The following is a 25,225-nucleotide window of genomic DNA, read 5'->3' on the forward strand; positions in this document are numbered from 1 at the left end:
ATTCGGATGCAGGGCTTCTGTGCAAGCGCGGGAGATTCATGCGCCGTCTTCGGTTATTTGAAGAACAGAAAATGGGTAGGCACCTGCCGCAGCCTTCCGTCCGAAGGACGGTTCAGCACGGTTCCGTTCAGAATAAGCGAGGAAGAGCCGCCCCCGTCCAGATTGTAGGCATCGACAACGCCGAGCGCCTGCAGCTTGTTCTGCAGCTCCGCCAGCGTCGCGCCGGAGTTGCCTGATTCATTGTAGCCGTTGACGACAAGGACGAGAAGCTGATCGTCTTTATAATTCCCGATTACGGTACGCGGAGCGCGGGTCGGCGATGTTCTCCATTTCTCCGGAATCGGAAGCGGAACGCCGCCGCGCAGAAGAACCGGGACGAAGGTAGCGCCGAAGGAAGGCTGGAGCCGGTCCAGCTGGCTCCGGGAGGAGAATGCGCCTCCGATCAGTCTCCCCTTCTTGTTCAATCCGACAAAAGTAAGGTTCTTGGAGCTGGGCTGGAATCCGTCCACATACTGCCCGCCGATCATGGTAGTGCCGAGCGGGTAGCGCTTGCCGCTCCGGTCTGCAAATCCGCCGGCATTGATTCCGGCCACCGCTCCGCTACGGAGAACCGCCTGCAGAGTCGTCTCGGAGCTGCCCGGACTGCCGGTTCCGAGACTCATGGCCATGGCGGAAGGGTCCTTCAATTTCACCTTCAGGGCATAACCGTTATAGCTGCCGGGGTTGATCCGGTACAGCTCGAGATTGATCCGCTGGCTGTCGACGATCTTGAGCGGCCACCCCAGACGCGTCTGAATGCGCCGGTTGTATATAGAAGCCGGACGTCCGGCCTGAGCCTTGGCCTGAACGACGATGCCGTTCATTACGGCCGTGGTCCGGTTGTACAGCTTGACACTGTCTCCGATCGTCCGCGCGGTCTCTGCGGCCGTGTGCCCGGCAGTCTGCAGCTCGCCCTTCAGCCTGGCGGCCTCGGCCAGCGGCCCGTCCGCGGGAGAGTACAGCTCTGTCTTCAAATCCAGTTCCAACGCCGGTTGAACAAGCATCAGACAGAGCAAGAGCCCGAAGAAAGGAGCTGTCGCGAGAAGTAAGAAGCGGTTCACGCGTTTGACCGGCGTCATCATTTCAGCAGATCCATCTCTTTCTTCAAGGCATCCAGCTGCTTGCGGACTTCGGCAAGCTGCGTATAGAGCTTGTTGCTGTTGTCTGTCTTGGTGTTGGCGTTGTCCTTCGTGAACGTCAGCAGTTCATTGAATGTCTGGACCTGGGTCTGAAGCTCCCCGATCTCGGCGGTCAGAGCGGACAGCTTCCGGTCGTAATCGGCCTGGACGGCAGCGAGCTGCTGTTGGCTCTGGACGGTGAGCTGCTCCAGGACCTGGCTCTTCAGTTGATGCGTGTACCGGTAGGTGCCGTAGCCTCCGGCCGCGATGACCAGAACCCAGAACAGCAGAAACCATTTGACGGAGGAGCCGTTTCGTGCAGTATTCCGGCGCGGGTAGACACCGGACGGTTCCGTTGACGGTTGCATGCCTCAATCACCTCAAATCTAAAGATCAAGTTCCCATTCTAGCAGATCATGATAGGTTTCGCAAAATGGCAGGAGGAAAAAACAGGAAGAAAATCATTGCGCTTTTGGAAACGGATGTTATACAATTTCATCTATACTGAAAAATCAGGCATAGCTCTTTCACACGGAGGCAGGATTTTTATTCTAGATCTAGCAGGAGGTTCAGGCACGGATGAACAACGTTTGGCGGGTTGTTATTATGGGCAATTACCCTACGGGGATGCTGGGAACAAAGCTGATTTTGGAGGAAGACGGGGATCTGGAGGTGGCCGGAATGCTGCCCTGCGGTTTTGCTTCGGCAGCGGCTGTGCAGGAGCTGTCTCCGGATGTGGTGCTGGTGGACGGAGAACTGAACCGGGAAGAGCTGGGCGCGCTGCTCCCGGGGCTGAAGAAGGCCTGTCCGACTACCTATTACATTCTGATAGCCGATTTGGAAGAGGGAGAAGGATTCTATCCGCTGATCGAGCAGGGAGCAAGCGGAATTCTTCCGCGGGAAGCCTCTCCGCAGCAGCTGCTCCAGATGATTCGGGGACTTCGGCAGGGGTTTCTCTCCATGCCGCTGGATTGGCTGTCCCGGGGGCCTTGGAACCCGGCGGCCCACAAGAGAAACGAGAAGCTGATGAAGCTGAACCCGACGGAAATCTTCATTATGGAGCGAATCGTTCAGGGGATTACATACGACAAGATTGCCGTTGAGCTGGATGTCAGCCGGCGTTCCATTGACAATTACCTGCGCAAGATTTATGTTAAACTCGACGTTTCAACACGGGCCCAGGCCATTGAGCAGTTCGCGCTCTACTCCCGGGGCGGCGCTCCCGTCTATGCCTGAAGCCGGGCGGTCCCGGCCCGGAGCATAAAGCCGCCGGAAACGGAATAGGCTGGTGCAAGAGAGGGGGGCGGACATGAAGTACGAGTTTTCCGAAAGGGCTTATACGCTGCTGCGTTCACCGCTGCTTGGCATTCGGATGCAGGCGCGGCGGGGATCGCTGATTTCGCTGGCCGAGGAACTGCCCGCCGAGGAACTGTTCCCGCTGCCGATGCTGGCCGAGGCCGCAGCCTCCGTCATTTCGGCGGATGCCCAGGCGCTGCAGTACGGTGATCCGGAGGGCTATGCGCCGCTTCGGGAATGGCTGATCGGAGATTGGCTGAAGAGCAAGGACGTCCATGTCGGCGAGGGAGGGGTGCTGCTCACCACGGGCAGCCAGCAAGCCGTCGATCTGTTCGCGAGGGTCTACATCGACCCCGGCGACCGGGTGCTCGTCGAGAATCCGACCTCTCCCGGCGTATTACAGGCGCTAAGGATGCAGGGAGCCGTCATCATTGCCGCCGAAGGGGACGGGGAAGGTCTTCATCCCGAGCATCTGCGCCAACTGCTGGACCGGCATCGGCCGAAAGCTCTGTTCGCGGCGCCGAACTTCACGAATCCGAGCGGCATTCTCTGGAGCGTTCAGCGCCGCAAGGAAGTGCTGGAGCTGTGTCTGGAGCGGGATGTGCTGATTGTGGAGGATGACTCCTACGGGGATCTGCATTTTCATTCTTACAGCCAGCCGCCGTCTGTCCGCTATCCCTCGCTGTACGCCCTGGAGAACAATACGGTCTCGGGGCATGTGCTGTATATCGGTTCGTTCAGCAAAACGGTCGCTCCCGCGCTGCGGACGGGCTGGGCGGCCGGGAGCCGGGAAATCATCGCCATGATGGCAGCGGCGAAGGGCATGGCGGACTGGCAATCGAGCTCGCTGAATCAGCGGCTGCTCTATCATCTGCTGGATGTGACCGCGTTCGATCTTCGCGACCACATTGCCTTGCTGAACCGGGAATACCATACCCGGCTCAAGCTGATGGCGGAGCTGCTGAAACGCAGCGCCTGGAAGGAGGCCGCTTACCGGTATCCGGGAGGCGGCATGTTCCTGTGGGTCTGCCTGCCGGAAGGGCTGGATGCCGAAGTGCTGCTGAAGGCGGCGCTGGCGAAAGGCGTCGCCTTCCTGCCGGGCCCTCTGTGCAGCCCGGACGGGGGCAGCCGGAGATACATCCGGCTGAACTTCAGCCACCCGGGCCGGGACGAGCTGCTGCTCGGGATGAACCTGCTCGGCGAAGCCGTGGCAGAGTTCACGGCCCGCAGCTAGAGCGGCCGCCCGGGTCCGGCCTCGCCGCCCTTGCCGTCCGGGGCGGACGACTCGCCGTGCGCTGCGGCAGCGAATCTCTGCCGGACCGAGACGGCGGCATATTCCAGCAGCGCGGCCTGCCCCTGGGCCGTCAGCTCGTAGCGGCCCCGCCCGGTCCGGCGGAACCAGCCGTAGTAGTTCCGCTGCAGGATGTCCGCTGCGGCGGGCACCCCGCTGCGCCGGCGAAGCTCCGCCGGCGTGATGCCGCCGGGCTGAGCCGCCCGGCTTCCGCCGCCTTGCGCCGCTGTCCGGCCTTCCGCCGGAGAGCGGCGTTTGTTATGCCGCGGCGCAGCAGCCTCCGCCGCGGCGCTCTCGCCCGGCGCGTCCCCTTCGGCCGCAGCCGGGGACGCCGCGCTGCCGGCGCGGGAAGCCGCTCCGGCTGTACCGGCAGCCTCGGCAGCCTCGGCGGCCTGCAGGGCGGCTTCCCGCGCCGCCGCCTCCAGGGCGCTGGCAACGCGCAGCGCCTTCTCTCGGTACGCCGTCACCAGCTTGACGCGGGTGCTGCCGCCGACGTTGAAATCGCCGCTGCGTTCCTGGAATTCCCGCAGCAGCCGCTCCTGCCGCCGTCCGGGACGGCGGACAGGCTGGGCGTTCTCCGGCTCGGCGAGCACCTCGACGAGCGGAGCTTTTGTCTTGTAGAAGATGACGGTTACCAGACCCAGACCGAGCCGCCGGCACAGGCCGGTAATCTCGCCCCAGCGCTGGTTCGCGGCACCCTTCTTGGTCCGGTTGCGTTCTACCGCCAGGTAGACAACCGGACTGAGCTTCTGGCGTTCAAGTCCCTGCAGCAGCAGCGGCAGATTGAACGTCTTTTTCATTTCCACGATGAGCGGCGGCCCCCCTTCCGGCGGGAGACCGACCAGATCGCACGACCGCACTTCCCCCTTCACTTCGTACCCCCTGGCCTCAAAGAAAGCCTTCAATGGAGCGTACAGCTCCGTCTCGTGACGCACCGCCATCTTCGCCTTCCCCTTTCTTGAATCCCTATTATAGCACAGCAAAAAAGTGGTCAACTACGCGATACCCGGCGCATAGGTATGTAATACACTTTTTTCAGTGCTAAAAGAGCGAGGCGGGGCGGCGGGAACGGACAGAAGCACGGCACGGCGCGGGCAGTCGGCCGGGCCGACGAGAAGAGCGCAAGGTGAGGAGGCAGCAAGCAATGGACATTTTTGAGCGTATCGCATCGTATCGGGCAGAGAACGACCGGTTGGCTTGGAGCGGAACTTTTAAGGAATATATCGAATTACTGCATCAGGACCCCTCTCCCGCCAAGACGGCCCATGCCCGGGTCTATGACATGATCCAGTCGCACGGAGTGGAGGAGATGGGCGGGCGCAAGCGATACAAATTTTTTGAACAGGAGATCTTCGGTCTGGACCGGGCCATCGAGAAGCTGGTGGAGGAATACTTCCATTCTGCGGCCCGAAGGCTGGATGTCCGCAAACGCATTCTGCTGCTGATGGGACCGGTCAGCGGCGGCAAATCGACGATTGTGACGCTGCTTAAGCGGGGGCTGGAGCAGTATTCCCGTACCCAGCAGGGAGCGGTCTACGCGATTGAAGGCTGCCCGATGCACGAGGAACCGCTGCATCTGATCCCGCATGAGCTGCGGCCCGAGATCGAACGGGAACTGTCGGTGCGAATCGAGGGCAATCTCTGCCCGTCCTGCCAAATGCGGCTGAGAACCGAATACGGCGGCGATATCGAACGCGTGAAGGTCGTCCGCGTGCTGTTATCCGAAGAGGACCGCATCGGCATCGGCACGTTCAGCCCGTCTGATCCGAAATCGCAGGACATCGCCGACCTGACAGGGAGCATCGACTTCTCGACGATTACGGAATTCGGCTCGGAATCCGATCCGCGGGCGTACCGGTTCGACGGCGAGCTGAACAAAGCCAACCGCGGCCTGATGGAATTTCAGGAAATGTTGAAATGCGACGAGAAATTCCTGTGGAACCTGCTGTCCCTGACCCAGGAGGGCAATTTCAAGGCCGGACGGTTCGCGCTGATCAGCGCCGATGAATTGATTGTGGCCCATACCAACGAGACAGAGTACAAATCCTTCATCGCCAACAAGAAGAACGAGGCGCTCCAGTCCCGGATGATCGTCATGCCGGTCCCGTACAATCTGAAGGTGTCGGAAGAGGAGAAAATCTACGCCAAGCTGATCGCGCAGAGCGACATGAAGCATGTGCATATCGCGCCCCACGCGCTGCGTGCCGCCGCGATCTTCTCGGTACTGACCCGGCTCAAGGAGAGCCGGAAGCAGGGCATGGACCTCGTCAAGAAGCTGCGGATGTACGACGGCGAGGAAGTGGAAGGCTACAAGGAAGCGGACCTGAAGGAAATGCAGAACGAGCATCTGGATGAAGGGATGTCCGGCATCGACCCCCGCTATGTCATCAATCGCATCTCCAGCGCATTAATCAAGGGCGACCTGCAGTGCATGAACGCGCTCGATGTGCTCCGGGCGATCAAGGACGGGTTGGATCAGCATCCGTCGATCACGAAGGAAGAACGGGAGCGCGATCTCAATTTCATCTCCATTGCCCGCAAGGAGTACGACGCGCTGGCCAAGAACGAAGTCCAGAAGGCGTTCGTGTACTCATTCGACGAATCGGCCAAGACGCTGTTCGAGAACTATCTCGACAATATTGAAGCATACTGCAACTGGACCAAGATCCGGGACCCGCTTACCGATGAAGAGATGGAGCCGGACGAACGGCTCATGCGGTCGATCGAGGAGCAGATCGGTATTTCCGAGAACGCCAAGAAGGCGTTCCGCGAAGAGATTCTGATCCGGATTTCGGCGTATTCCCGCAAGGGCAAGAAGTTCGAGTACAGCAACCATGACCGGCTGCGGGAAGCGATCGAGAAGAAGCTGTTCGCCGACCTCAAGGATATTGTGAAAATCACCACCTCGTCCAAAACGCCCGACGAAAGCCAGCTCAAACGGATCAACGAGGTCAGCCGCCGCCTGATCGACGATCACGGCTACTGCCCGACCTGCGCCAATGAACTGCTGCGCTACGTCGGGAGCCTGCTGAACCGCTAGGAATCTGCGGACTGCCCGCCAGGAATCCGGCGGCCTGAACCGCCGCCCGGCTTTCTTTTCGCTGATGGTCCTGCCCAACGGGCAGGGCCTTTTTGGCGTAAGATCCGGGGGATTCGGGGAGAAGCTGTGCCCGCCTGTTGACAGTTCGCTTCTTTGGTTGTATGGTTACTTACATGAGTAATTAACCAATGAACCGTGGGACGGAGAGGTGAAGCATGGACGACAACCGGCCGATCTTTCAACAAATTGCCGAGAAAATCGAGAACGACATCCTGGAGCTGCGGCTGCCGGAAGAGGCCCAGGTTCCATCGACGAACCAGTTCGCTTCGCTCTATCAGATCAACCCGGCGACAGCGGCCAAAGGGGTCAATGTGCTGGCAGATGAAGGCATTCTGTATAAGAAACGGGGGATCGGAATGTTCGTGGCGGAAGGAGCGAGAGAGAAGCTTATGGAGAAACGGCGGGAACAGTTCTATCAGCTGTATATCAACACGCTGCTTCAGGAAGCCAGAAAGCTCGGCATTACCACCGAGCAGGTATGCGATATGATCGCGAAGGGGGCGAGAGAGCTATGACAGAGATCGTGAGGGCCGAGGGTCTGAGCAAGCGTTACGGCCGGACGGCGGTTGTCGAGAAGGTCGGCTTTGCTCTGGAGGAAGAACGAATCTACGGCCTGATCGGCCGCAACGGGGCGGGGAAGACAACGCTGATGCGCATGCTGACTGCCCAGCTTCAGGCAACGGAAGGCAAAATCCGCATCTTCGGGGAACATCCCTACGAGAATCGCCGGGTGCTGGAGCGAATCTGCTTCATCAAGGAGAGCCAGCAGTACCCCGACTCTCTCAAGGTCCGTGACGCGCTTGACATTGCGGGAGCCGTATTTCCGAACTGGGATGCGGCATTCGCCGAACAGTTGAGGGAAGAATTTGAGCTTCCGGCCAACCGGATCATCAAGAAGCTGTCACGCGGCATGCTCTCCGCTCTCGGTGTGGTCACCGGCCTTGCCAGCCGGGCGCCCCTGACCCTCTTCGACGAGCCCTATCTGGGCCTGGACGCCGTGGCCCGCAGTCTCTTCTATGAGCGCCTGCTGGAGGACTACAGTCTCCATCCGCGGACGATTCTGCTCTCTACGCATCTTATAGATGAAGTCAGCCGGATTCTGGAACATATTCTGCTGATCGACAAGGGGCGTCTGATCCTCGATACCGACGCCGACGAACTGCGCGGCAGCGCTTATACGGTCATGGGACCCGCTTCAAAAGTGGAGGCGTTCCTCGCAGGCCGCAAGGTCATGAGCCGGGAAGCGATCGGAGGCTACCTCAAGGCGACGGTGCATGAACGGATGGATGCCATGGCTCGTTCCAAGGCCGGGCAGTTCGGCGTGGAGCTGTCGGCGGTATCGCTGCAGGAATTGATGGTGCAGATGACAGGCCCGGCGGTTGCGGCCAAGGAGGAGGAAGCGGTATGAGCGGATTTCAGGGAGCCTGGAGGCTCCATGCCAAAGGGTTCAAGGGCTATCTCAAGACACCGTGGCTGGTGATGGCATCCATCCTTGTCATCACGCTGCTTACAGGCAAATTCGGGGATGCCGGAACCGGGGAACGCTACAACGGCTCCATTTCAGTTCTGCTGATCTTCGGCTTTGTCTACAGCATTCTGCTCATTGCCCAGACCTTTCCGTATGCCATCGGCATCAGTCTCCGGCGAACGGACTTTTTTCTCAGCAGCACGGCTTTTCTGGCCTGCGCAAGCGCCGCAACGGCCGCTGTCTATCTGGTGCTGAGCTATATGGAGAAGGCTGTCGATTACTGGGGACAGCACCTGCATTATTTCAATCTGCCGTACCTGAGCGGCGCCAATGCAGCCGAGCTGTTCTTCATCTACTGGCTGTTTCTGATGAATTTCAATGCCTTCGGTTATTTTCTCGGAAGCCTGCACCGGCGGTTCGGCGGAAGAGCGGTCTGGATCTTCTTCGGCGTGCTGGCTGCGGCGGCCGCTCTGGCCGGAGGACTGCCGGACGTTCAGAACGGAATAACAGACTGGTTCGCGGCGCATGAGTCGGATACGGCGCTGCAGTGGACGCTGCGGAGCCTGCCGCTGCTGCCGGCTTTCCTGCTGGGTTCCTTCCTGCTGCTTCGCAGAGCGGAAGGATAGGCGGACAGCCGGATAGAGGATGCCATCCCTGAAGCTTCGCAGGGAGGCATCCTCTTTGATTTTCAACAAATATTAAGACCGGGCGGGGACAAAGTATTATATAATAGTAAACGATTGTTCAATTTGTGTTAAATGTCAGGAGCGAGAACATGAAGAAGCGTTTACTTTATTTGATACCGCCCGTGCTTTTTATTGCGGTGTTCGGCTATGGACGCACCCTGCTCTATTCCCAGAAGAACCTTGATGCAAGTCTGTCGGGACTTGCGCTGCCTTTTCTTAAGGATGCCTTCGCCGGGCTGCTCGTGCTGGCGCTGCTCTATGCGGCCGGCAAGCTGCTGCGCGTTCTGCCTTATCTGCTGGCCGTCGTCATCGGCGTCTTTCATCTGGCCAACGTGGAATATATCTATGCCCTCGACCATGTCATCAACATCAACGACATCAAGATGGCTTCCGACGCGGAATTCATCAAGGGCACCTTGTTTCATGTCAGCTTCCCGCTGTACACGACGCTGCTCGCGGTTACTCTGCTGGCGTCGGTGTTCTGCCTTAACCGGCTGCCGGGCATTGCCCGCCGGGCCCGCTACCGGACCGCTGCATTCGCAGGCGTACTTTTGCTCTACGCCGTAGTCGCGGTCAACTCGGGCGGGGACTGGAAGACCGGCAACTTCATGTCGGCTTCGATCAGCAACTCCGTGGCTCTGATGACCTTCAATGCGGACAACCTGACCGATTATCCGCCCGACATCGAGCAGAAGATCGATACCTCGCAGAAGCTGGAGGACGGCGAATACCTGCTGGAGAACCATACCGGCGGCAAGAACGTTCTCATGGTCGTTATGGAAGGAATTCCGGGCGCGTACTCTCCATTTAATCAGGAGCTGCTCGGCGTGAAGAACGACATCCGGATGGACAGCCTGGAGAAGATCAAGAATCACAGTCTGGTCGTCCCCAACTACATCACGCACAACAACCAGACGATTCGGGGCATGTACTCGCTGATCAGCGGCGACTATCCGAAGCTGGACGCTTCGACGCCGAAGGCGTACGAGTATTTGCAGCAGGACCCGGCTACCCGGGCGGCGCTGCTGCCGCAGCTGCTGAAGGACCGCGGGTACGCGACTGAATTCATCCAGGCCGCGAATCTGGATTATATGTCCAAAGGCGACTTCATGACCGCAGCCGGGTTCGATACCGTCATCGGAGGCGAGAGCTTCAAGAACGCTTACGTGCCGTTCGGCTGGGGGCCGGACGACAAAGCGTTCTTCGAGCAGAGCCGCACGCATCTGGACGAGCTGAACGCCAAGGGCAAGCCGTGGTTCGCCGCCATGCTGACAGTCGGCACGCATCACCCTTACGCGGTAACGGATTCCTATGCAGCCGACTATCCGAGCCGGAAGGCAGCCGCGGTCGCCTATCTCGACGAAGCGCTGTCCGACTTCATTGATTATATCAACGCCTCGGAGTGGGGCAAGAACACGCTGGTGCTGTTCGTCTCCGATGAGTCGCACGGCGTCAACGATCAGCCTTACGGATCGAACTGGGGCATCTTCGCCGCCTACTCGCCGGATATCCAGGGCCAAGTGGTCAATGAGGGCGTCTACGGCCAGAAGGATGTCCTGAACTCGGTGCTCGACTACGCCGACCCTTCGCTGGACACGGCCCTGACCGGCCGGAGCCTCTTCCGGGACTATTCCGGGGAATCGCCGATTCTGTTCGCCTCCCACTATAACGGGGATGTCTTCTATTCGGTCAAGAAGGGCGAAGTCTATCAGGTCGACAACAGCGGCCAGCTCTACCAATTGACGACCGACAACGGCGAAATGTTCGGCAATGATTACACGAAGACCTCCATGAAGGACAGCGAGCTGAAGAAGAGCATTCTGACCTACAAAAACTACATCGACAAGTCTTCCTCCGGCGACAAGTCGATCGTGGTGACCAGGAATAAGGACATGACGCTTAAGCACGCCGTCACCAACTTCATTACCGACGGGCAGTTCCTGTCCCTCCCGGCCAAATCCTATGTCACCATCAGCTTCGAGTACGACGCCTCGTCGATCGGACCGGACGACCGGCTGACCGTGGAATTCCAGGACTACACCACGCACGACATCAAGGACGTGATTACGCCGGAGAACCGCACCGGCGTGCTGAAGTACCGCTTCTACAACGAGCACGCCGTCAGCGGCTTCTCGTTCCGGATGACGTCGCTCTTCCAGGCTTCGGATGCTGCCGATACCGCGAAGAGCCTCAAGGTGAAGGCGATTATCGTCGATTATGCCAAGGCGGACGCCTCGCCCGCGCCATCCGGCTCGCCCGCACCGTCCGCCTCGGCCGAGCCGGTGAGCGTGAAGGTGCATGAACTGGACACGGACGAGAAGAAGTAGACCGTCCATAGCACCTATGGCGCCAAGGGCGCGGCGCTTTCCGCTGCCGGCCAAGCGGCGGCGTGATGCGGAGCAAATAGCAGAGGGTTCCAGTCCGCCGTACAGGCGGCCGTGGAACCCTCTTTTTTTGGCGGAATTTCACGAAGTCTTGAAGGCTTATTGAAGGAACTTGCGGATTACCTTCTTGCCGTCGTAGGAGAACAGCGCCTTCTTGTCTTCGATCACCGTCTGCAGATGCACGGTCCGGCCCCAGAGCGCATGGAGATAAGGCAGCGTCCGCTCCAGGTATTTCAGGTCCAGCTCAATGCCTTCATAGCGGTGCGCGATGTACAGCTCGCTGTTGCGGTCATAGTCGGCGTCCTGGACAACCAGATAGGGATTGCCGCCGTTGATGCGGGCCTGCACGAGCTGGTCGCGGACATTCTCCCAGGTCTTGTCGGTGATCTTCCATTCCGGGCCCTTCTTCTCGAAGACGTACAGATCGAGGTCCTGCACCAGCTCCTTCGTCAGATAGCTGCGGATGAACGAAATATCGGAGTCCAGCTCGCGCACCTCGAAGATTTTGTCCCGGTCGAAGCGGCGTTCGATGTCTTCGAAGATTTTCAGGCCGAGGTAGTAGGGGTTCAGGCTCTGCCGCGACGGCTGCACGACCGCCGAATTCAGCTTGGCGTATTCCACGGTCTCCTCGGAAGTAAGGTCCAGCTCGCGCATGATCCGCTGATGCCAGTACGACGCCCAGCCTTCGTTCATGATCTTCGTCTCCATCTGGGGCCAGAAGTAGAGCATCTCGTCGTGGAGCATCGTCATGATGTCGCGCTGCCAGTCGGCGAGAACGGGGGAGTACTGCTGGATGAACCAGACCAGATCCTTCTCCGGCTCCTCGGGAAAAGAGCGCCGCTCCCCCGCCTTCTCCTTCGGGGCGGGGGAAGGCGTTCCGTCGAGCTTCCACAGCTCGTCGTAGGGACCGGGGGGCGCGGCAGGCGGGTTCGCCGCGCCTCCGCGGGCCGCTCCCCCGCCGGCGGCCGTCCTGCCCGGGCTGCCCGGAGCCCGGCTGCCGGCAGCAAGCCGCCCGCCGTCCGCTGCGCCCGGCGGCTTGCGGACGGTGCTCTGCCGGCCGGCTGTGCTGCCGGCCCGCAGGAGGCCGGGATCGATGTGCTCCTGGATCGCCAGCACGGCGTCGATGAAGCGCTCCACCTCGTCGATCCCGTACTGGATGCTGTACTCCGCCACGCGGTCGGCGGTGGAGGACATGCTCTCCACCATGTTGCGGTTGGAGGCGGAGAAGCGCATGTTGTTCTTGAAGAAGTCGCAGTGGGCAAGGACATGCGCGACGATGAGCTTGTTCTGGACGAGGCTGTTGCCGTCCAGGAGAAAGGCGTAGCAGGGGTTGGAGTTGATGACAAGCTCATAGATTTTGCTGAGGCCGAAGTCGTATTGGGACTTCATCTTATGGAACGTCTTGCCGAAGCTCCAGTGGCCGAACCGGGTCGGCATCCCGTAGGCGCCGAACGTATAGATGATGTCCGCCGGACAGATCTCATAGCGCATCGGATAGAAGTCGAGGCCGAAGCCGGTCGCGATCTCCGTAATCTCGGCAATCGCCCGCTCCAGCGCGGCAATCTCACTGCTGGGCACGCACCCATCCCTCCCGTCTGTGCAGGACCCGCCATAGAGCAGGCGGCAGGCCGCTTATCTAGGATGTATATGAGGCGGGGGCATGAGGTATGCCATTTCAACCGGAAGCCCGCCCGTTGCCTCACACCGCAGGGAGAATCTGCTATACTTACATTTAACTTGAGATAGAGCCCTGCGCACAAAGGAGAGGGAACATGACGGAACGGCATATATTGCTGGTGGAAGACGATGAGGCGATCAGCGGGATGGTCTCGTCCTATTTGTCAAAAGAAGGCTACGCGGTCACCCCCGCGTATGACGGAGAGGCGGCGGTCGAGGCCTTCCGCCGGGAGCGGGGCGGCTTCGATCTCGTCCTGCTCGATCTGATGCTGCCGAAGCTCGGAGGCGCCGAGGTGCTGCGCCTGATCCGCGCCGAGAGCCTCGTCCCGGTGCTGATCCTGTCCGCCAAGGACGGCGAACTGGACAAGGCGCTGTCGCTCGGCTTCGGGGCGGATGATTATATCACCAAGCCGTTCTCGATGATCGAGCTGACGGCCAGAGTCCAGGCGGCCATCCGCCGGGCCGGCTATGCCGCCGCTTCGGCGACAGCGGTCCCGGACGCGTCCGCTCTGCCGGAAGGGCAGCCAGCGGGCACTTCCGCCGATTCCGGAACGCAGCCGGAGCCCCGGCTGCTGTCCCTCGGCAGCCTGACCGTCGATCTCGACAATTACAGCGCCGTGAAGAACGGCGAACCGGTCCGGCTGACGGCCAAGGAATTCCAGATTCTGAAGCTGTTCGCCGAGCATCCCGGACGGGTATTCACGAAAGCCCAGGTCTACGCCGCGGTCTGGCAGGACGCGTATTACGGGGACGAGAACGTCATCAATGTGCACATGAGACGGCTCCGGGAGAAGATTGAGGAGGACCCGTCGAAGCCCGAGATCATCAAGACGCTGTGGGGCATCGGCTACCGCTTGGGAGAATCGTTCGCATGACGATGACCCCGGGAATATACATAGCCGCTCTGGCGCTGCTGGCCGCGGCCGCCGGGCTGGCCGCCCTGTGGCAGCGGCGGAAGGCCGGCAATTTGGGCCGCCAGCTCGATTACATCCATGAGAAGCTGGGGATGATCATCGACCGGAAGACGAACGAACGGCTGCTGCTCTTCAGCGAAGAACCGCAGATGCGGCGGCTGCTGACCGACATTAACCGGCTCCTGGACCACAACCACAGCGGCAACGTCGAGCGCGCTCGTCTGGAGCAGTCGCTTCGCCGGATGCTTGCCAATGTCTCGCATGATCTGAAGACGCCGCTGACCGTCATTCTCGGCTATATCGAGATGCTGGAGCGCGGCGGAGAGAACGGCATCCCGGAGGAAGAGCGTCTGCGGATGCTCGGGATGATTCACCGCAAAGCCGAGGAAGTCATCGCGCTGATGAACCGCTTCTTCGACCTGGCGAAGCTGGAGGCGGGGGATACGGAACTGCCGCTGTCCCGAACCGAGCTGAATGAAGCCGGACGGCGCGGAATTCTGGCTTTCTACGAGCTGCTGGAGAGCCGTGGACTCCGGGTAGAGATCGAGATTCCGGAGGAGCCGTATTACTGCCTGGCGAACGCGGAGGCACTGGACCGGGTGCTGGCCAATCTTCTCTCCAACGCCATTGCCTACGGCAGCGACGGCGGCGTAGTCGGCCTTCGGGTATATGCCCGGGAGAAGCAGGTGTGCGCCGTGGTCTGGGACCGGGGCAAAGGCATTCCGGCCTCCGAGCAGAACCGGATCTTCGAGCGGCTCTACACGCTGGAGGATTCGCGCAACCGGGGCTACCAGGGAAGCGGACTGGGGCTTGCGATTACGAAGCGGCTGACGGAGCAGATGGGCGGGAGCCTGTCGGTGGACAGCGTTCCCGGACAGGGCGCGGCCTTTACGGCAGCTTTTCCGAGAATGCGGGAGCGGCTGTGAGCGGCTTAAGATTTTCGTAAGAATCGGTTAAGAAAAAAGCAAAATCCGGTCTGTACAATAAAGACATGAAGCATACAGCGTACAGCAAAGGAGAGGGAAGACATGACAACCCTGCTGCGAACCGACCGGTTGAGCAAAACCTTTGACGGCAAGGAAGCCGTGAAGGACATCAGCATGACGATCAGACAAGGTGAAATCTACGGATTTCTTGGCCCGAACGGAGCCGGCAAAACGACAGTCATGAAGATGATAACCGGACTCGTGCGGCCCTCGGCCGGAGAGATCGAATTTCTGGGCAATCCCGTCCGGGCGGGACAGTCGCTGGAGCTGCTGAAGCGGATGGGCTGCATCATTGAATACCCCGTCTTCTATGACCGGCTGAGCGGCCGGGAGAACCTGGAGCTGCATGGCGAGTACATGGGATATTACAATCCCGAAGCGGTCGACAATGCGCTGTCGGCGGTGGGACTGGATCTGCGCGATTCCCGGCCGGTGAAGCAGTACTCGCTCGGTATGAAGCAGCGCCTGGGTATTGCCCGGGCAATGATGACCCGGCCCGAGCTGCTCATCCTGGATGAACCGATCAACGGTCTGGACCCCGTCGGCATCCGGGAGATGCGCGAACTGTTCCGGCGTCTGAGCAGAGACTATGGCATGACACTTCTGATCTCCAGCCATATTCTCGGCGAAATCGAGCAGATTGCGGATACGATCGGCGTTATTCGAAGCGGACGGCTTGTCCGGGAAGTGGCGATGGAAGAAGTCCGAGGCCGCGATACCGATTATATCGAGCTGGTCACCCCGGATACGTCCCGAGCGCTGGCCGTTCTGGAACGGAAGCTGGGACTTGGCTCATACAAACTGGCCGGAGAACGGATCATCCGGATTTACGATTCTGCAGTGTCGCTTCAGAGCATCAACCGGGCACTTGTGGAAGCGGACGTTCCGCTGGACAGCTTCAGCCGCAAGTCGCAGTCGCTGGAAGACTACTTTATGGAATTGATCGGGGGTGGAGACGTTGCGTAAACTCATGTCGCTGGAATGGCGCAAGCATCGTCTGGGCGGATTGTTCAAAGGCGTGCTGATCGCCAATCTCTGCATTCTGGGACTTATGGTCGGCCTGCTCCTTAGTGCCGAGGACGGAGACTTCTCGACCTGGACGGAAGCCATGCAGGGTCTGTTCCTCTTCTGCAAGGCTACCTTCGTCGTCTTCGCATCCGTTGTCATCAGCCGGCTGGTGATCGAGGAATACCGGAGTCAGACCATCTCGCTGCTCTTCATGTACCCGATTCCCCGCCGCACGATGATGCTTGCGAAGCTGATGATCGTCTTTATCTTCACTTTCGTCAATATTCTGCTCTCGGAGCTGGTGCTGGGCGCTGCTTTGGCAGCAATTATTCACGGAACCCATCACTTTGCGGAGCCGCTGACGGGGGAACTGGTCCAAAATCTGTTGGCCCAGGCCGGACTCAATGCGGTGTACGCTTCGGGAATTGCCATGATTCCGCTCTTCTTCGGAATGCGGCGCAAATCGGTTCCCACAACGATTGTATCGTCGGTTCTCATCATCTCGCTGACCTCCTCCGGGTTCGGGAGCCTGCGGCTGGAGAACTTCGCGAGCATCTCGATTGCGCTCTGCCTGGCCGGTCTCTTCATTGCCTGGCTTGCCATCCGGCGCGTGGAGACCGACGATGTAGTCGGATAAGCCAAATGGATTAAATTTAACGAAGTTACCTGCCCGGATGTGACAAACTTTGCTATAATGAAGGCAGATACAGCGCAGGGGGGAAGTGGATGGTGCACAAGGACAAGACTGCTGTGCTGAAGCGAATGATTGCCGGGGCCGGGATCTTCCGTGATCTATATGCGGAACATCCCGATCCGATCTACATACTGAGCCTGGACGGACAGCTGATGGATGCGAACCGCATGTCGATCTGCGGCCGGGCGATTACCTCCGGAGACGTCGGCGAATGGATCCGGAGCTTTCTGCTGTTCGATAGCCGGAGTGAAGCCCGCCAGTGCTTTGAGCGGGCGCTGCAAGGAGAAGCCTCCCGGATGAAGCTTGCCTACAAGGAACCGGACGGACTTCTGCAGTACGTGGATTTAAGCTTTGCCCCGATTCGCGGCGAAGGAGAAGTTGTCGGCGTCTTTGCCATTCTCCGCAGACCCGAAGCAGGGCCCGGTGAATCGGAACGGAACGGGGGAGGCTGGCACGGACGGATACTCGATTCCGTGACCGAGGGGATTTTCGTACTGGATGAAGAGGGCGGCATGGTCTTTGCCAATCCGGCGGCTCTTGAGATGCTCGGCTATACGTACAGGGAAGCAATGGGCCTCCACAGTCTAAGGCAGGTTCATCATACCCGGCCGGACGGATCGCCCTACTGTTCCCGGGAGTGTCCGATTACCCGGACGATTGCGGACGGGGTTACCCGCCGGATGAGCGAAGAGATTTTCTGGCGCAAGGATGGGACCAGCTTCTTCGTGAATTACCAAGTATCGCCGATACTGAAGCAGGGACGCGTAGAGGGCGTCGTGGTTGCGTTCAGCGATATTACCGGAGAGCGGGAGATCATCCGCGCCAAGGAGATGGCCGAGCAGACCGCGAGGCACAAGTCGGAATTTCTGGCGATGATGAGCCATGAGATCCGCACTCCTATGAACGGCATCATCGGGATGGCCGACCTGCTCGCCGACAGCGAGCTGACCGAAGAACAGCGGGCGTACGCCGAGATTCTGCGAAGCAGCAGCTACAGTCTGCTCGGCATCCTGAACGATATTCTCGATTTCAGCAAGATGGAAGCCGGCAAAATGCAGCTGCAGTCCGACTGGTTCGACCTTCGAGGGGTGGTCTCCGGCGTCATTGATCTGTTCATGCCGAAGGCGGAGGAGAAGGGGCTTGCGCTGCGCTGGTGGGCGGATACGAGCGTGCCGGAGCTGGTCGAGGGGGATGCCGTGCGGTTGCGGCAGGTGCTGGTGAACCTGGTCGGCAATGCGCTGAAATTCACCGAGAAGGGCAGCATTAACCTGTCCGTCAAAAGCATTCCGCTGCCCGGCTCAGAGAGCGGCCTCCTAGAATTCTCGGTCCGCGATACCGGTGTCGGGATCGCCGTGAACAAGCTGGACCTGCTCTTCACTTCGTTCTCGCAGCTTCATCCCTCCATTACCCGCAAGTACGGAGGGACCGGCCTGGGACTGGCCATATGCAAGCAGCTGGTTGAGCTGATGGGCGGAACGATCTTTGTCGAGAGTGAGGAAGGAATGGGATCGGCCTTCCGGTTCCTGCTCCCGGTCAGCCGGCTGTCGCTGGACTCCGAGGATGAGGACGAGGATGAAAATGAGGATGAGAATGAGGATGAGGGTAAGGATACCGGTAATAAGAACAGCTATGTCTAGAAAGGCCAAAGGCCGTGGCGGCCGGCGCTTGTGCACCGGAGCCACGGCCTTTGCTTATGGGGCCGGAAATTTAGGATTTAAGAAACATCAGTCCGACCGTGTGCGGGCCGCAGTGGCTGCCAATGACGCAGCCGGCCTCAATCACGGCAATTTCCCGGGCTCCGGTTGATTCCTGGAGCGCCCGGCGCAGAAACTCCGCATCCTCCGGGGCCTGGGTATGGGCCACAATAATCAGTTCGCGGTCGATCACGTCCAGATTCTCCAGGGCATGGTTCAGCATCTGCTCCACGGCCTTCTCTTTCTTGCCGCGAATCCGGCCGATCGGAAGAATCTTGCCTTCCACAAGCCGAAGGACGGGACGAATCTTGAGCAGACTTCCGATAAAATTCGCCATACCGGAACACCGGCCGCCCATATACAGATAATCGAGTGTATCTACAACAAATTCGGTGCTCAGGCGTCGGCGTTCATCTTCCAGCGCCGAGACAATGCTGGCCGCGCCGGCGCCGTTCTCGGCGGCGCGTGCTGCCCGGACGGCAAGCAGGGCAATGCCCCCGCAGAGCGATTCGGAGTCCACCACATGAACGCGGCCCTCGGGGAACTCCCCCGCAGCGATCAGGGCGTTCTGGTATGTAGAAGACAGGGACGACGAGAGACTGAGATAGACGACATCGCGGCCCTGTTCAACAGCCGGTGCGAACGCTCGAATGAAATCCGCCGGCGAAGGCGCCGCAGTCTTGGGCAGCGCTCCTTCGGCGGCAACCTGCCGGTAGACGTCATCCGGCGTAATTTCGATCCCGTCCCGGCGGGTATCATTGCCGAACACGACATACAGCGGGATGACCCCGATGTCATAGCGGTCTTGCCAATATCCGGGCAAATCGGACGTGCTGTCGGTGAATATTTTTACAGTGGGCATGTGCTTCTCCTTCGCCGATGATCAGGTACGTCCTAATTATACCAAGCTTGGGGCGAATCATAAACCTTGAACCCGAATTTAGGCATGTTTCCAATCTGTCCCTCCCGGGGTAATGGTTCGTAATCGGGAATGTAACGGCATCCGGAGAGCAGAGCCCGGAAGAATAGAAGAAGGGGAAGAGGGGAAAGAATGAGAACCCGGGAAGTGATATCCGATCGTCTGTACCTGCTGTTGGCTCTGCTGCTGTTGTCTGCGGCCTGCTTCAACCTGTTCATGAATCTCGGCGTCAAGCCGATTGAGGACTGGGATGAGGCCAGGCACGGAGTCAGCGCCTATGAGATGCTGAAGAGCGGGAATTATGCGGTGAATACATACAATTGGGAGACGGATTACTGGAATCTGAAGCCCCCGCTGAGCTTCTGGACAGTGGCGCTCGGCTACAAGCTGGCCGGCTTCAACTTGCTCGGACTTCGGCTCGTGTCCGCTATCGCAGCTCTGCTGACGATAGCGGCGACTGCCGGGTACGCGCGCTACCGCTACGGGAATGCGGCCTCACTGGTTGCGGCTGCCGTGCTGATAACCAGCACGCAGTTTATCTTTCACCATTCCGCCCGGGCAGGCGACGCGGACGCGCTCTTCGTGCTCTGGCTGACTGTCGGGGTGATTGCCCTGCTGCTGACCGAGCGCCGTCCGGGCTGGATAGCCGTCACCGGCCTGATGTTCGCCCTGGCTTTCCTGACCAAGAGCTGGCATGCTGGTATCCTGCTGGTCATCGCCGGATTGTACACCGTCATCACGCGCCGGTACCGGGAGATGAAGCCCAGGCATCTGGCCGGATTCGGGCTCGCGGCATCCCTGCCGGTTCTGCTCTGGCTGGCGCTTCGGTATCCGCACGACGGCTTTCGGTTTGTGCGGGAGATGATCCGGTACGATCTGCTGGCGCGTTCCTCTACGGCGATTGAGCAGCATGCCAACGGCCCGACCTACTATCTCCACATTCTGAAGCTCTATCACTTGGAATGGAGCGCAGCGCTGCTCGCGCTTGCCGTCGGCACTGCATTCGTCATGCTGCTTCGGCGGAACCGGGACATCCTTCCGCTGGACAGCGACATGCTGGGTCTCATTCTCTGGATTGCGGTGCCCTTGCTGCTGTTCTCGGCCGTCTCCACCAAGATCCGCTGGTACATTATGCCGGTCTACCCCGCACTCGCTCTGGCTACCGCCGTCCTGCTGGCCGCTCTCCTTCGGAATGTACGGCGAAGGGAGGGAAGGGCCGCTCTGGCCGGCGCCTTTGTCCTGCTCTTTCTTCTCATGGAGAGCGGCGCGGTGCGGACGGCGTCTTCGGAGGGCGCACCCGATGCGGGGCCGGAGCAGGCGCTGCTTCGGAAGCTGCCGGCCGGAGACTCGCTGAGAGAATATACGTTGTACTATTACGACCATCCGGGCAAAGACATGCCGCAGAGCGTAGTGCTCGCATCCAAGCTCTACGGCGGAATGAGAGCGGCGGAAGAGGGGAAGCTCCAAGAGTTCAGGAACCATCCCCGATCGCTGCTGCTGCTTCCAAGGAGCACTGCCAATGAATCCTTAATTGCCGATGACAAGCTGAAGATCGTGGAAGCCTCCGGCTGGGGATATCTGGTCAGTTCGGAATATGTGAAGCCTGCTCCGTAATCTGCCTGACCGAACGACCAGACAGCACGACAGTAGGACAGTAGGACAGCATGACAGCACGACAAAGGCCGCCCCTTTCGGGACGGCCTTTCTGTATGAATCTGATATTTGACGAGATTCTGCTCCTCTTAAGCAGAGACAGTCTGCTGAACAGTCACGGAGCTCAGTCCGCCTACCGTCAACTCTTCGCCGTATACTTTCAGCTGTGCCGGAACATCGGTCTCGTTGGCCACGATCACTTCGCGGTCCGTTACGCTGATCTTGAGGCGGGAGCCGCGGAATACGATTTTGAAGGAGTACGACGTCCAGTGGCCCGGGTTCGAAGGCTGAAGCACCAGGCGTCCGTCATGAACGCGCAGTCCGCCGAAGCCGTGTACGATCGACATCCAGGTACCGGCCATGCTGGTCGTATGGCAGCCGTCTTCCGTGTCGTTGTTGTAGTTGTCCAGATCCAGACGCGAAGTGCGCAGGTACATTTCGTACGCTTTCTCCCGGTAGCCCAGTTCGCAGGCCAGAATGGCGTGGATACAAGGGGAGAGGGAGGATTCGTGAACCGTAATCGGCTCATAGAAGTCGAAGTTGCGCTTCTTGGTGTCCAGATCGTAACGGTCGCCCAGGAAATACAGACCCTGCAGCACGTCGGCCTGCTTGATGTAGCAGGAACGCAGAATGCGGTCCCACGACCATTTCTGGTTCAGCGGGAGGTTCTCCGGAGCCAGATCCTTCACCGGCACGATTTCCTTGTCGAGGAAGCCGTCCTGCTGCAGGAAGATGCCGCGCTCTTCATCGGCCGGGTAGTACATCTTGGCGATCATGTCGGCCCAGAGAGAAGTCTCGGATTCTTCCAGACCGAGCTTGTCGACCAGCTCTTCGTAGCGGGAAGCTTCGTTCTCCTTCAGGTAGTTCAGCGTTTCCAGCGTATACTCCATCGTCCAGGCAGCCATCCGGTTCGTATACCAGTTGTTGTTGACGTTGTTCTCGTATTCGTTCGGGCCGGTTACGCCGAGCATTACATACTTGTCTTTATGGGCGACATAATGAACGCGCTGCTCCCAGAAGCGGGAGATTTCAACGAGCACTTCCAGGCCGTACTGTCCCAGGTAGGACTTGTCGCCCGTGTAGTTGACATAGTTGAAGATGGCATGCGCGATGGCGCCGTTGCGGTGAATTTCCTCGAAGGTGATTTCCCATTCGTTGTGGCATTCTTCGCCGTTCATCGTTACCATCGGATAGAGCGCACCCTTGGTGAAGCCGAGCTTGCGGGCGTTCTCCTTGGCTTTCTCCAGATGCTTGTAACGGTAGATCAGCAGGTTGCGCGAGATCGACGGATCGGCCGTACTGAGGTAGAACGGCACACAGTAGGCTTCCGTATCCCAGTAGGTGCTGCCGCCGTATTTTTCGCCGGTGAAGCCCTTCGGTCCGATGTTGAGGCGGTCGTCTTCGCCGGTGTAGGTCTGGTTCAGCTGGAAAATGTTAAAGCGAATCGCCTGCTGGGCGGACACGTCGCCCTCGATGATAATGTCGCTTTCTTTCCATTTGTCTCTCCATGCCTCGGCATGCTCGGACAGCAGAGCGGCAAAGCCCGCTTCGCGCGCGGAAGCAAGCGCCGTCTGGGCAGCTTCGACAAGTTGGCCCAGTCCGTGATTGCGGGAGGTCACATTGGCGGCGTATTTATAGATAACGAGCTGATCGCCTTGGTTGAGCGATACCTGAACCGTACTGGAGACGTATTTGTCGCGCAGCTCGGATGCCGCTTCCGGTGTCAGCTTCTCGCCGTTCAGCGTCAGATCGTAAGCAAAGGCAGAGGTAACATGGAAGTCCAGCTTCTTGGTCTTCAGCGTCAGGAAGCCGCCGTCTGCCGTTTCGCCTTTCTCCACCTCGTTCCAGAACTTCTCGTCGTAGTTGGAGTCCTTGTTCTTGACGTCGCCGTCGAGATAAGGGGTAACCGTAACGTTGCCGGAGAAGTTAAGCGCCGTTACCGCGTAGCGGATTGCGCCGATTTCGCGGCGAACCATGCTGACGATCCGGATGCTCTCGACCTTCACTTCCTTGCCGTCCTCCAGACGGGCCACGAAGCTGCGAGACAACGTGCCTTCCTTCATGTTCAGGACGCGGCGGAAGTCGGACACCGTGCAGGTTGCCAGATCAAGCGGCGTGCCGTCGATTTCGATATTGATGCCGATCCAGTTGGTGCTGTTGAGAACTTTGGCAAAATATTCAGGATAGCCGTTCTTCCACCAGCCTACCCGTGTTTTATCCGGATAATAGACGCCTGCCATGTAGCTGCCCTGCAGGCTGCGTCCGCTGTATTGCTCTTCAAAGTTTGCGCGTCCGCCCATATGTCCGTTTCCGATGCTGAAGATACTTTCGGAAATTTCATGGTTATGCGGATCAAAGGATTCTTCAATAATGGACCATTCATCAATTTTCAGATACTGTTTCACTTTCAATCGGCTCCTTTATCATAGACACAGATTTGGAAGACAACTTATTTGGAAGCAAAAAACTCGCCAAGCCGCTGGGTGTTCATCTCTTCGAGCGAAGCGATGACGAGGTCGGCTGCGCCCAGAGTCTCCGGCGAACCGATGCCCACGCTGCGCATTCCGGCCCGCTGAGCCGCTTCGATGCCGGCTTCGGCATCCTCGAACACGATGCATTCTTCCGGACGGGCTTCAAGCGCCTGCGCGCCCAGCAGGAACACTTCCGGGTCGGGCTTCGCCGCCGAGGTCTTGTTACCGTCGATGATGGCATCAAAATATGGCGTCAGTCCCGTGTTGTCGAGAATCATCATGGCATTCTTGCTGGCGGAGCCGAGGGCTACCTTGATTCCGGCGCTGCGGCACTCCTTGAGGAAGTCGAGGGCGCCGGGCAGAATCTCCGAGCTGTCCATTTTGGTGATATATTCGACATAGCGGTCGTTCTTGCTCTGGGCGAGCTCGGCTTTCTTGGCATCGTCGAAGCTGAGGCCGCCGATTTCAAGCAGAATATCGAGCGAAGCCATCCGGCTGACACCCTTTAACCGCTCGTTGTCCTTCTCGGTGAAGGTGAAGCCGAGAGAGTCGGCCAGTTCCTTCCAGGCGATGTAATGATACTTGGCGGTATCGACCAGGACGCCGTCCAGATCGAACAGACAGGCTTTGATGGTAGTCATAATGTCCTCCTTCTTGATTTGAAGCGCAAACGTTTGTACAATCTTTGAAAAAATAAATGAAGCCGGTAAACCGCTTCATTTATTTTGGTGAAACCGTAGTCTGGCTTTACTTTCTGCCCGGCGAATACATGGAAGATTCGCGCACAATCAAGCGGTGCGGGATAATGAACCGGTTGGTGTAACCGATATCCTTGTCCGGCTGCTGTATAGCCTGAATCAGCACCTGCGATGCTGTGTAACCCAAGTGGTAAATGCCGATGTCAATACTGCTGATTGGCGGGCTGGACAACTCGCTGAGCGGGATGTTGTTGAATCCGACGAGTGCCAGATCCTGCGGGACGGTATATTTCAGTTCATTCAGCCCGCGAAGCACGCCGAACGATATCATGTCGTCCACAACAAGCAGGGCGGTTGGCCTATTCGGGAGGTTCATGAAGAACGACATCGCCCGGTAGCCGCTGTCCTGAAGGAATTCGCCTTCTACAATCCATTCGGGCCGAATCTCAAGGCCGCTTTCTTCCATCGCTTTTTGGTAACCGGCAAGCCGGTCGCGCGATACAATCAAATTCGGCGGTCCGCTGACAAAGCCGATTCGCTCATGTCCCATGGTAATCAGATGGTTGGTGGCATCGAAAGCCGCCATTACATTGTCGTTGTCGACGGAGAGAATATTCTCGTAACGGTCGCTTCGTCCTACCAGGACGAAAGGATAGCCGTTCGATTCCAGGAAGTCGATGACGCTGTCGTCCTTGCGGGAGTACAGCAGAATGACGCCGTCTACCCGGCGGCCTTTAAGCAGCCGAGATACCGCTTCCAGTTCTTCTTTCTCGTTGGCGCCCGAGCTGATCAGTACATCAAACCCCGAGCGGCCGGCCTGTGTAACTATGCCTCGAATCAGTTCCATGAAGAACAGATTGGAGAAGAGTTCCTCCGCAGGCTTCGGCAATATAATGCAAATGCTGTTGGTGGTTTTCGAGACCAGACTTTTGGCCATCATATTCGGGTGATAGCCCATTTCTTCCATGATTTCCTTAACCTTGCGAGAGGTTTCCAGGCTGATTCTTGGATGATTGGACAATACCCGGGATACCGTGGAAGGAGAGACACCAGCTCTCTTCGCCACATCCTTGATGGTTACTGTCATAGAAACCTCCTCATGAAACCGTTTGTATTACAATCGTAATAT

21 protein-coding genes are annotated in these 25,225 nt (G+C 58.9%); 13 read left to right on the top strand and 8 right to left on the bottom strand.

Going from position 1 to position 25,225, the window contains the following annotated elements; translation table 11 throughout:
* Positions 1-53: 53 nt before the first annotated feature.
* Together F4V43_RS15040 and F4V43_RS15045 are read right to left on the bottom strand one after the other, a co-directional pair.
* Positions 54-1,121 carry a phosphodiester glycosidase family protein gene (locus tag F4V43_RS15040; protein ID WP_150459077.1) on the bottom strand — a complete coding sequence of 356 codons (1,068 nt, stop codon included), beginning with the start codon at positions 1,119-1,121 and terminating at the stop codon, positions 54-56.
* A complete protein-coding gene (locus F4V43_RS15045) occupies positions 1,118-1,525 on the bottom strand; it encodes a hypothetical protein (protein WP_150459078.1) in 408 nt (135 codons plus the stop codon). The genes F4V43_RS15040 and F4V43_RS15045 overlap by 4 nt, the downstream gene beginning before the upstream one ends.
* A gap of 211 nt (positions 1,526-1,736) precedes the next feature.
* Between F4V43_RS15045 and F4V43_RS15050 the strand changes: the two genes are divergently transcribed.
* Together F4V43_RS15050 and F4V43_RS15055 are read left to right on the top strand one after the other, a co-directional pair.
* Entirely contained in the window at positions 1,737-2,393 is a 657-nt protein-coding gene (locus F4V43_RS15050) for a response regulator transcription factor (protein ID WP_150459079.1), read from the top strand.
* 73 nt (positions 2,394-2,466) lie between these two features.
* Positions 2,467-3,687, top strand: a complete 1,221-nt coding sequence (locus F4V43_RS15055; RefSeq protein ID WP_150459080.1) for a PLP-dependent aminotransferase family protein — start codon at positions 2,467-2,469, stop codon at positions 3,685-3,687.
* Here F4V43_RS15055 and F4V43_RS20105 read toward each other — a convergent pair.
* On the bottom strand, positions 3,684-4,685 hold the full coding sequence (locus tag F4V43_RS20105; RefSeq protein WP_411898466.1) for a DUF2161 family putative PD-(D/E)XK-type phosphodiesterase: 1,002 nt from the start codon (positions 4,683-4,685) through the stop codon (positions 3,684-3,686). The genes F4V43_RS15055 and F4V43_RS20105 overlap by 4 nt on opposite strands.
* 203 nt (positions 4,686-4,888) lie before the next feature.
* Here F4V43_RS20105 and F4V43_RS15070 point away from each other — a divergent pair, with 203 nt between their 5' ends.
* The 5 genes from F4V43_RS15070 (at position 4,889) to F4V43_RS15090 (ending at position 11,325) form a co-directional block, all read left to right on the top strand.
* Complete coding sequence (locus F4V43_RS15070) at positions 4,889-6,784, top strand: PrkA family serine protein kinase (protein ID WP_150459081.1); 1,896 nt, start codon at positions 4,889-4,891, stop codon at positions 6,782-6,784.
* Positions 6,785-6,999: 215 nt separating this feature from the next.
* A complete protein-coding gene (locus F4V43_RS15075; RefSeq protein ID WP_150459082.1) occupies positions 7,000-7,359 on the top strand; it encodes a GntR family transcriptional regulator in 360 nt (119 codons plus the stop codon).
* Positions 7,356-8,252: an ABC transporter ATP-binding protein gene (locus tag F4V43_RS15080; RefSeq protein ID WP_150459083.1), complete on the top strand. Its 897-nt coding sequence runs from the start codon at positions 7,356-7,358 to the stop codon at positions 8,250-8,252. Before F4V43_RS15075 ends, F4V43_RS15080 begins: the two co-directional genes overlap by 4 nt.
* The gene (locus tag F4V43_RS15085) at positions 8,249-8,938 is read left to right on the top strand and encodes a hypothetical protein (RefSeq protein ID WP_150459084.1); all 690 of its coding nucleotides are present in this window, start codon (positions 8,249-8,251) and stop codon (positions 8,936-8,938) included. The genes F4V43_RS15080 and F4V43_RS15085 overlap by 4 nt, the downstream gene beginning before the upstream one ends.
* A gap of 149 nt (positions 8,939-9,087) precedes the next feature.
* Positions 9,088-11,325, top strand: a complete 2,238-nt coding sequence (locus F4V43_RS15090; RefSeq protein ID WP_150459085.1) for an LTA synthase family protein — start codon at positions 9,088-9,090, stop codon at positions 11,323-11,325.
* Positions 11,326-11,481: 156 nt separating this feature from the next.
* On the opposite strand, the gene F4V43_RS15095 is transcribed toward F4V43_RS15090, so the two are convergent.
* Positions 11,482-12,960 (bottom strand): SpoVR family protein, encoded by a 1,479-nt coding sequence (locus F4V43_RS15095; protein WP_150459086.1) that lies wholly within the window; start codon positions 12,958-12,960, stop codon positions 11,482-11,484.
* Positions 12,961-13,154: 194 nt separating this feature from the next.
* Between F4V43_RS15095 and F4V43_RS15100 the strand changes: the two genes are divergently transcribed.
* From F4V43_RS15100 to F4V43_RS15120, 5 genes are all read left to right on the top strand, one after another.
* The gene (locus tag F4V43_RS15100; protein ID WP_150459087.1) at positions 13,155-13,934 is read left to right on the top strand and encodes a response regulator transcription factor; all 780 of its coding nucleotides are present in this window, start codon (positions 13,155-13,157) and stop codon (positions 13,932-13,934) included.
* Positions 13,931-14,899: a sensor histidine kinase gene (locus F4V43_RS15105; protein WP_223879914.1), complete on the top strand. Its 969-nt coding sequence runs from the start codon at positions 13,931-13,933 to the stop codon at positions 14,897-14,899. Before F4V43_RS15100 ends, F4V43_RS15105 begins: the two co-directional genes overlap by 4 nt.
* A 102-nt stretch (positions 14,900-15,001) precedes the next feature.
* Positions 15,002-15,925, top strand: a complete 924-nt coding sequence (locus F4V43_RS15110) for an ABC transporter ATP-binding protein (protein WP_150459088.1) — start codon at positions 15,002-15,004, stop codon at positions 15,923-15,925.
* Positions 15,918-16,604: an ABC transporter permease gene (locus tag F4V43_RS15115; RefSeq protein ID WP_150459089.1), complete on the top strand. Its 687-nt coding sequence runs from the start codon at positions 15,918-15,920 to the stop codon at positions 16,602-16,604. The genes F4V43_RS15110 and F4V43_RS15115 overlap by 8 nt, the downstream gene beginning before the upstream one ends.
* Before the next feature lie 89 nt (positions 16,605-16,693).
* Complete coding sequence (locus F4V43_RS15120; protein WP_150459090.1) at positions 16,694-18,298, top strand: PAS domain-containing protein; 1,605 nt, start codon at positions 16,694-16,696, stop codon at positions 18,296-18,298.
* A 70-nt stretch (positions 18,299-18,368) separates the two neighbouring features.
* Here F4V43_RS15120 and F4V43_RS15125 read toward each other — a convergent pair whose 3' ends face one another.
* On the bottom strand, positions 18,369-19,217 hold the full coding sequence (locus tag F4V43_RS15125; protein ID WP_150459091.1) for a DegV family protein: 849 nt from the start codon (positions 19,215-19,217) through the stop codon (positions 18,369-18,371).
* Positions 19,218-19,406: 189 nt separating this feature from the next.
* On the opposite strand from F4V43_RS15125, the gene F4V43_RS15130 reads away from it, so the two are divergent.
* Complete coding sequence (locus F4V43_RS15130; RefSeq protein WP_150459092.1) at positions 19,407-20,888, top strand: ArnT family glycosyltransferase; 1,482 nt, start codon at positions 19,407-19,409, stop codon at positions 20,886-20,888.
* Positions 20,889-21,016: 128 nt separating this feature from the next.
* Here the strand turns inward: F4V43_RS15130 and F4V43_RS15135 are convergent, their stop codons facing one another.
* From F4V43_RS15135 to F4V43_RS15145, 3 genes are all read right to left on the bottom strand, one after another.
* Positions 21,017-23,332, bottom strand: coding sequence for a glycoside hydrolase family 65 protein (locus tag F4V43_RS15135; protein WP_150459093.1), 2,316 nt, complete (start codon positions 23,330-23,332; stop codon positions 21,017-21,019).
* Between the two features lie 44 nt (positions 23,333-23,376).
* Positions 23,377-24,039 (bottom strand): beta-phosphoglucomutase, encoded by a 663-nt coding sequence (gene pgmB, locus F4V43_RS15140; protein ID WP_150459094.1) that lies wholly within the window; start codon positions 24,037-24,039, stop codon positions 23,377-23,379.
* Between the two features lie 106 nt (positions 24,040-24,145).
* Complete coding sequence (locus F4V43_RS15145) at positions 24,146-25,183, bottom strand: LacI family DNA-binding transcriptional regulator (RefSeq protein ID WP_150459095.1); 1,038 nt, start codon at positions 25,181-25,183, stop codon at positions 24,146-24,148.
* Positions 25,184-25,225 lie beyond the last annotated feature (42 nt).

This window comes from Paenibacillus spiritus (assembly GCF_008710135.1).
Classification (GTDB): Bacteria; Bacillota; Bacilli; order Paenibacillales; family Paenibacillaceae; genus Paenibacillus_AQ; species Paenibacillus_AQ glufosinatiresistens.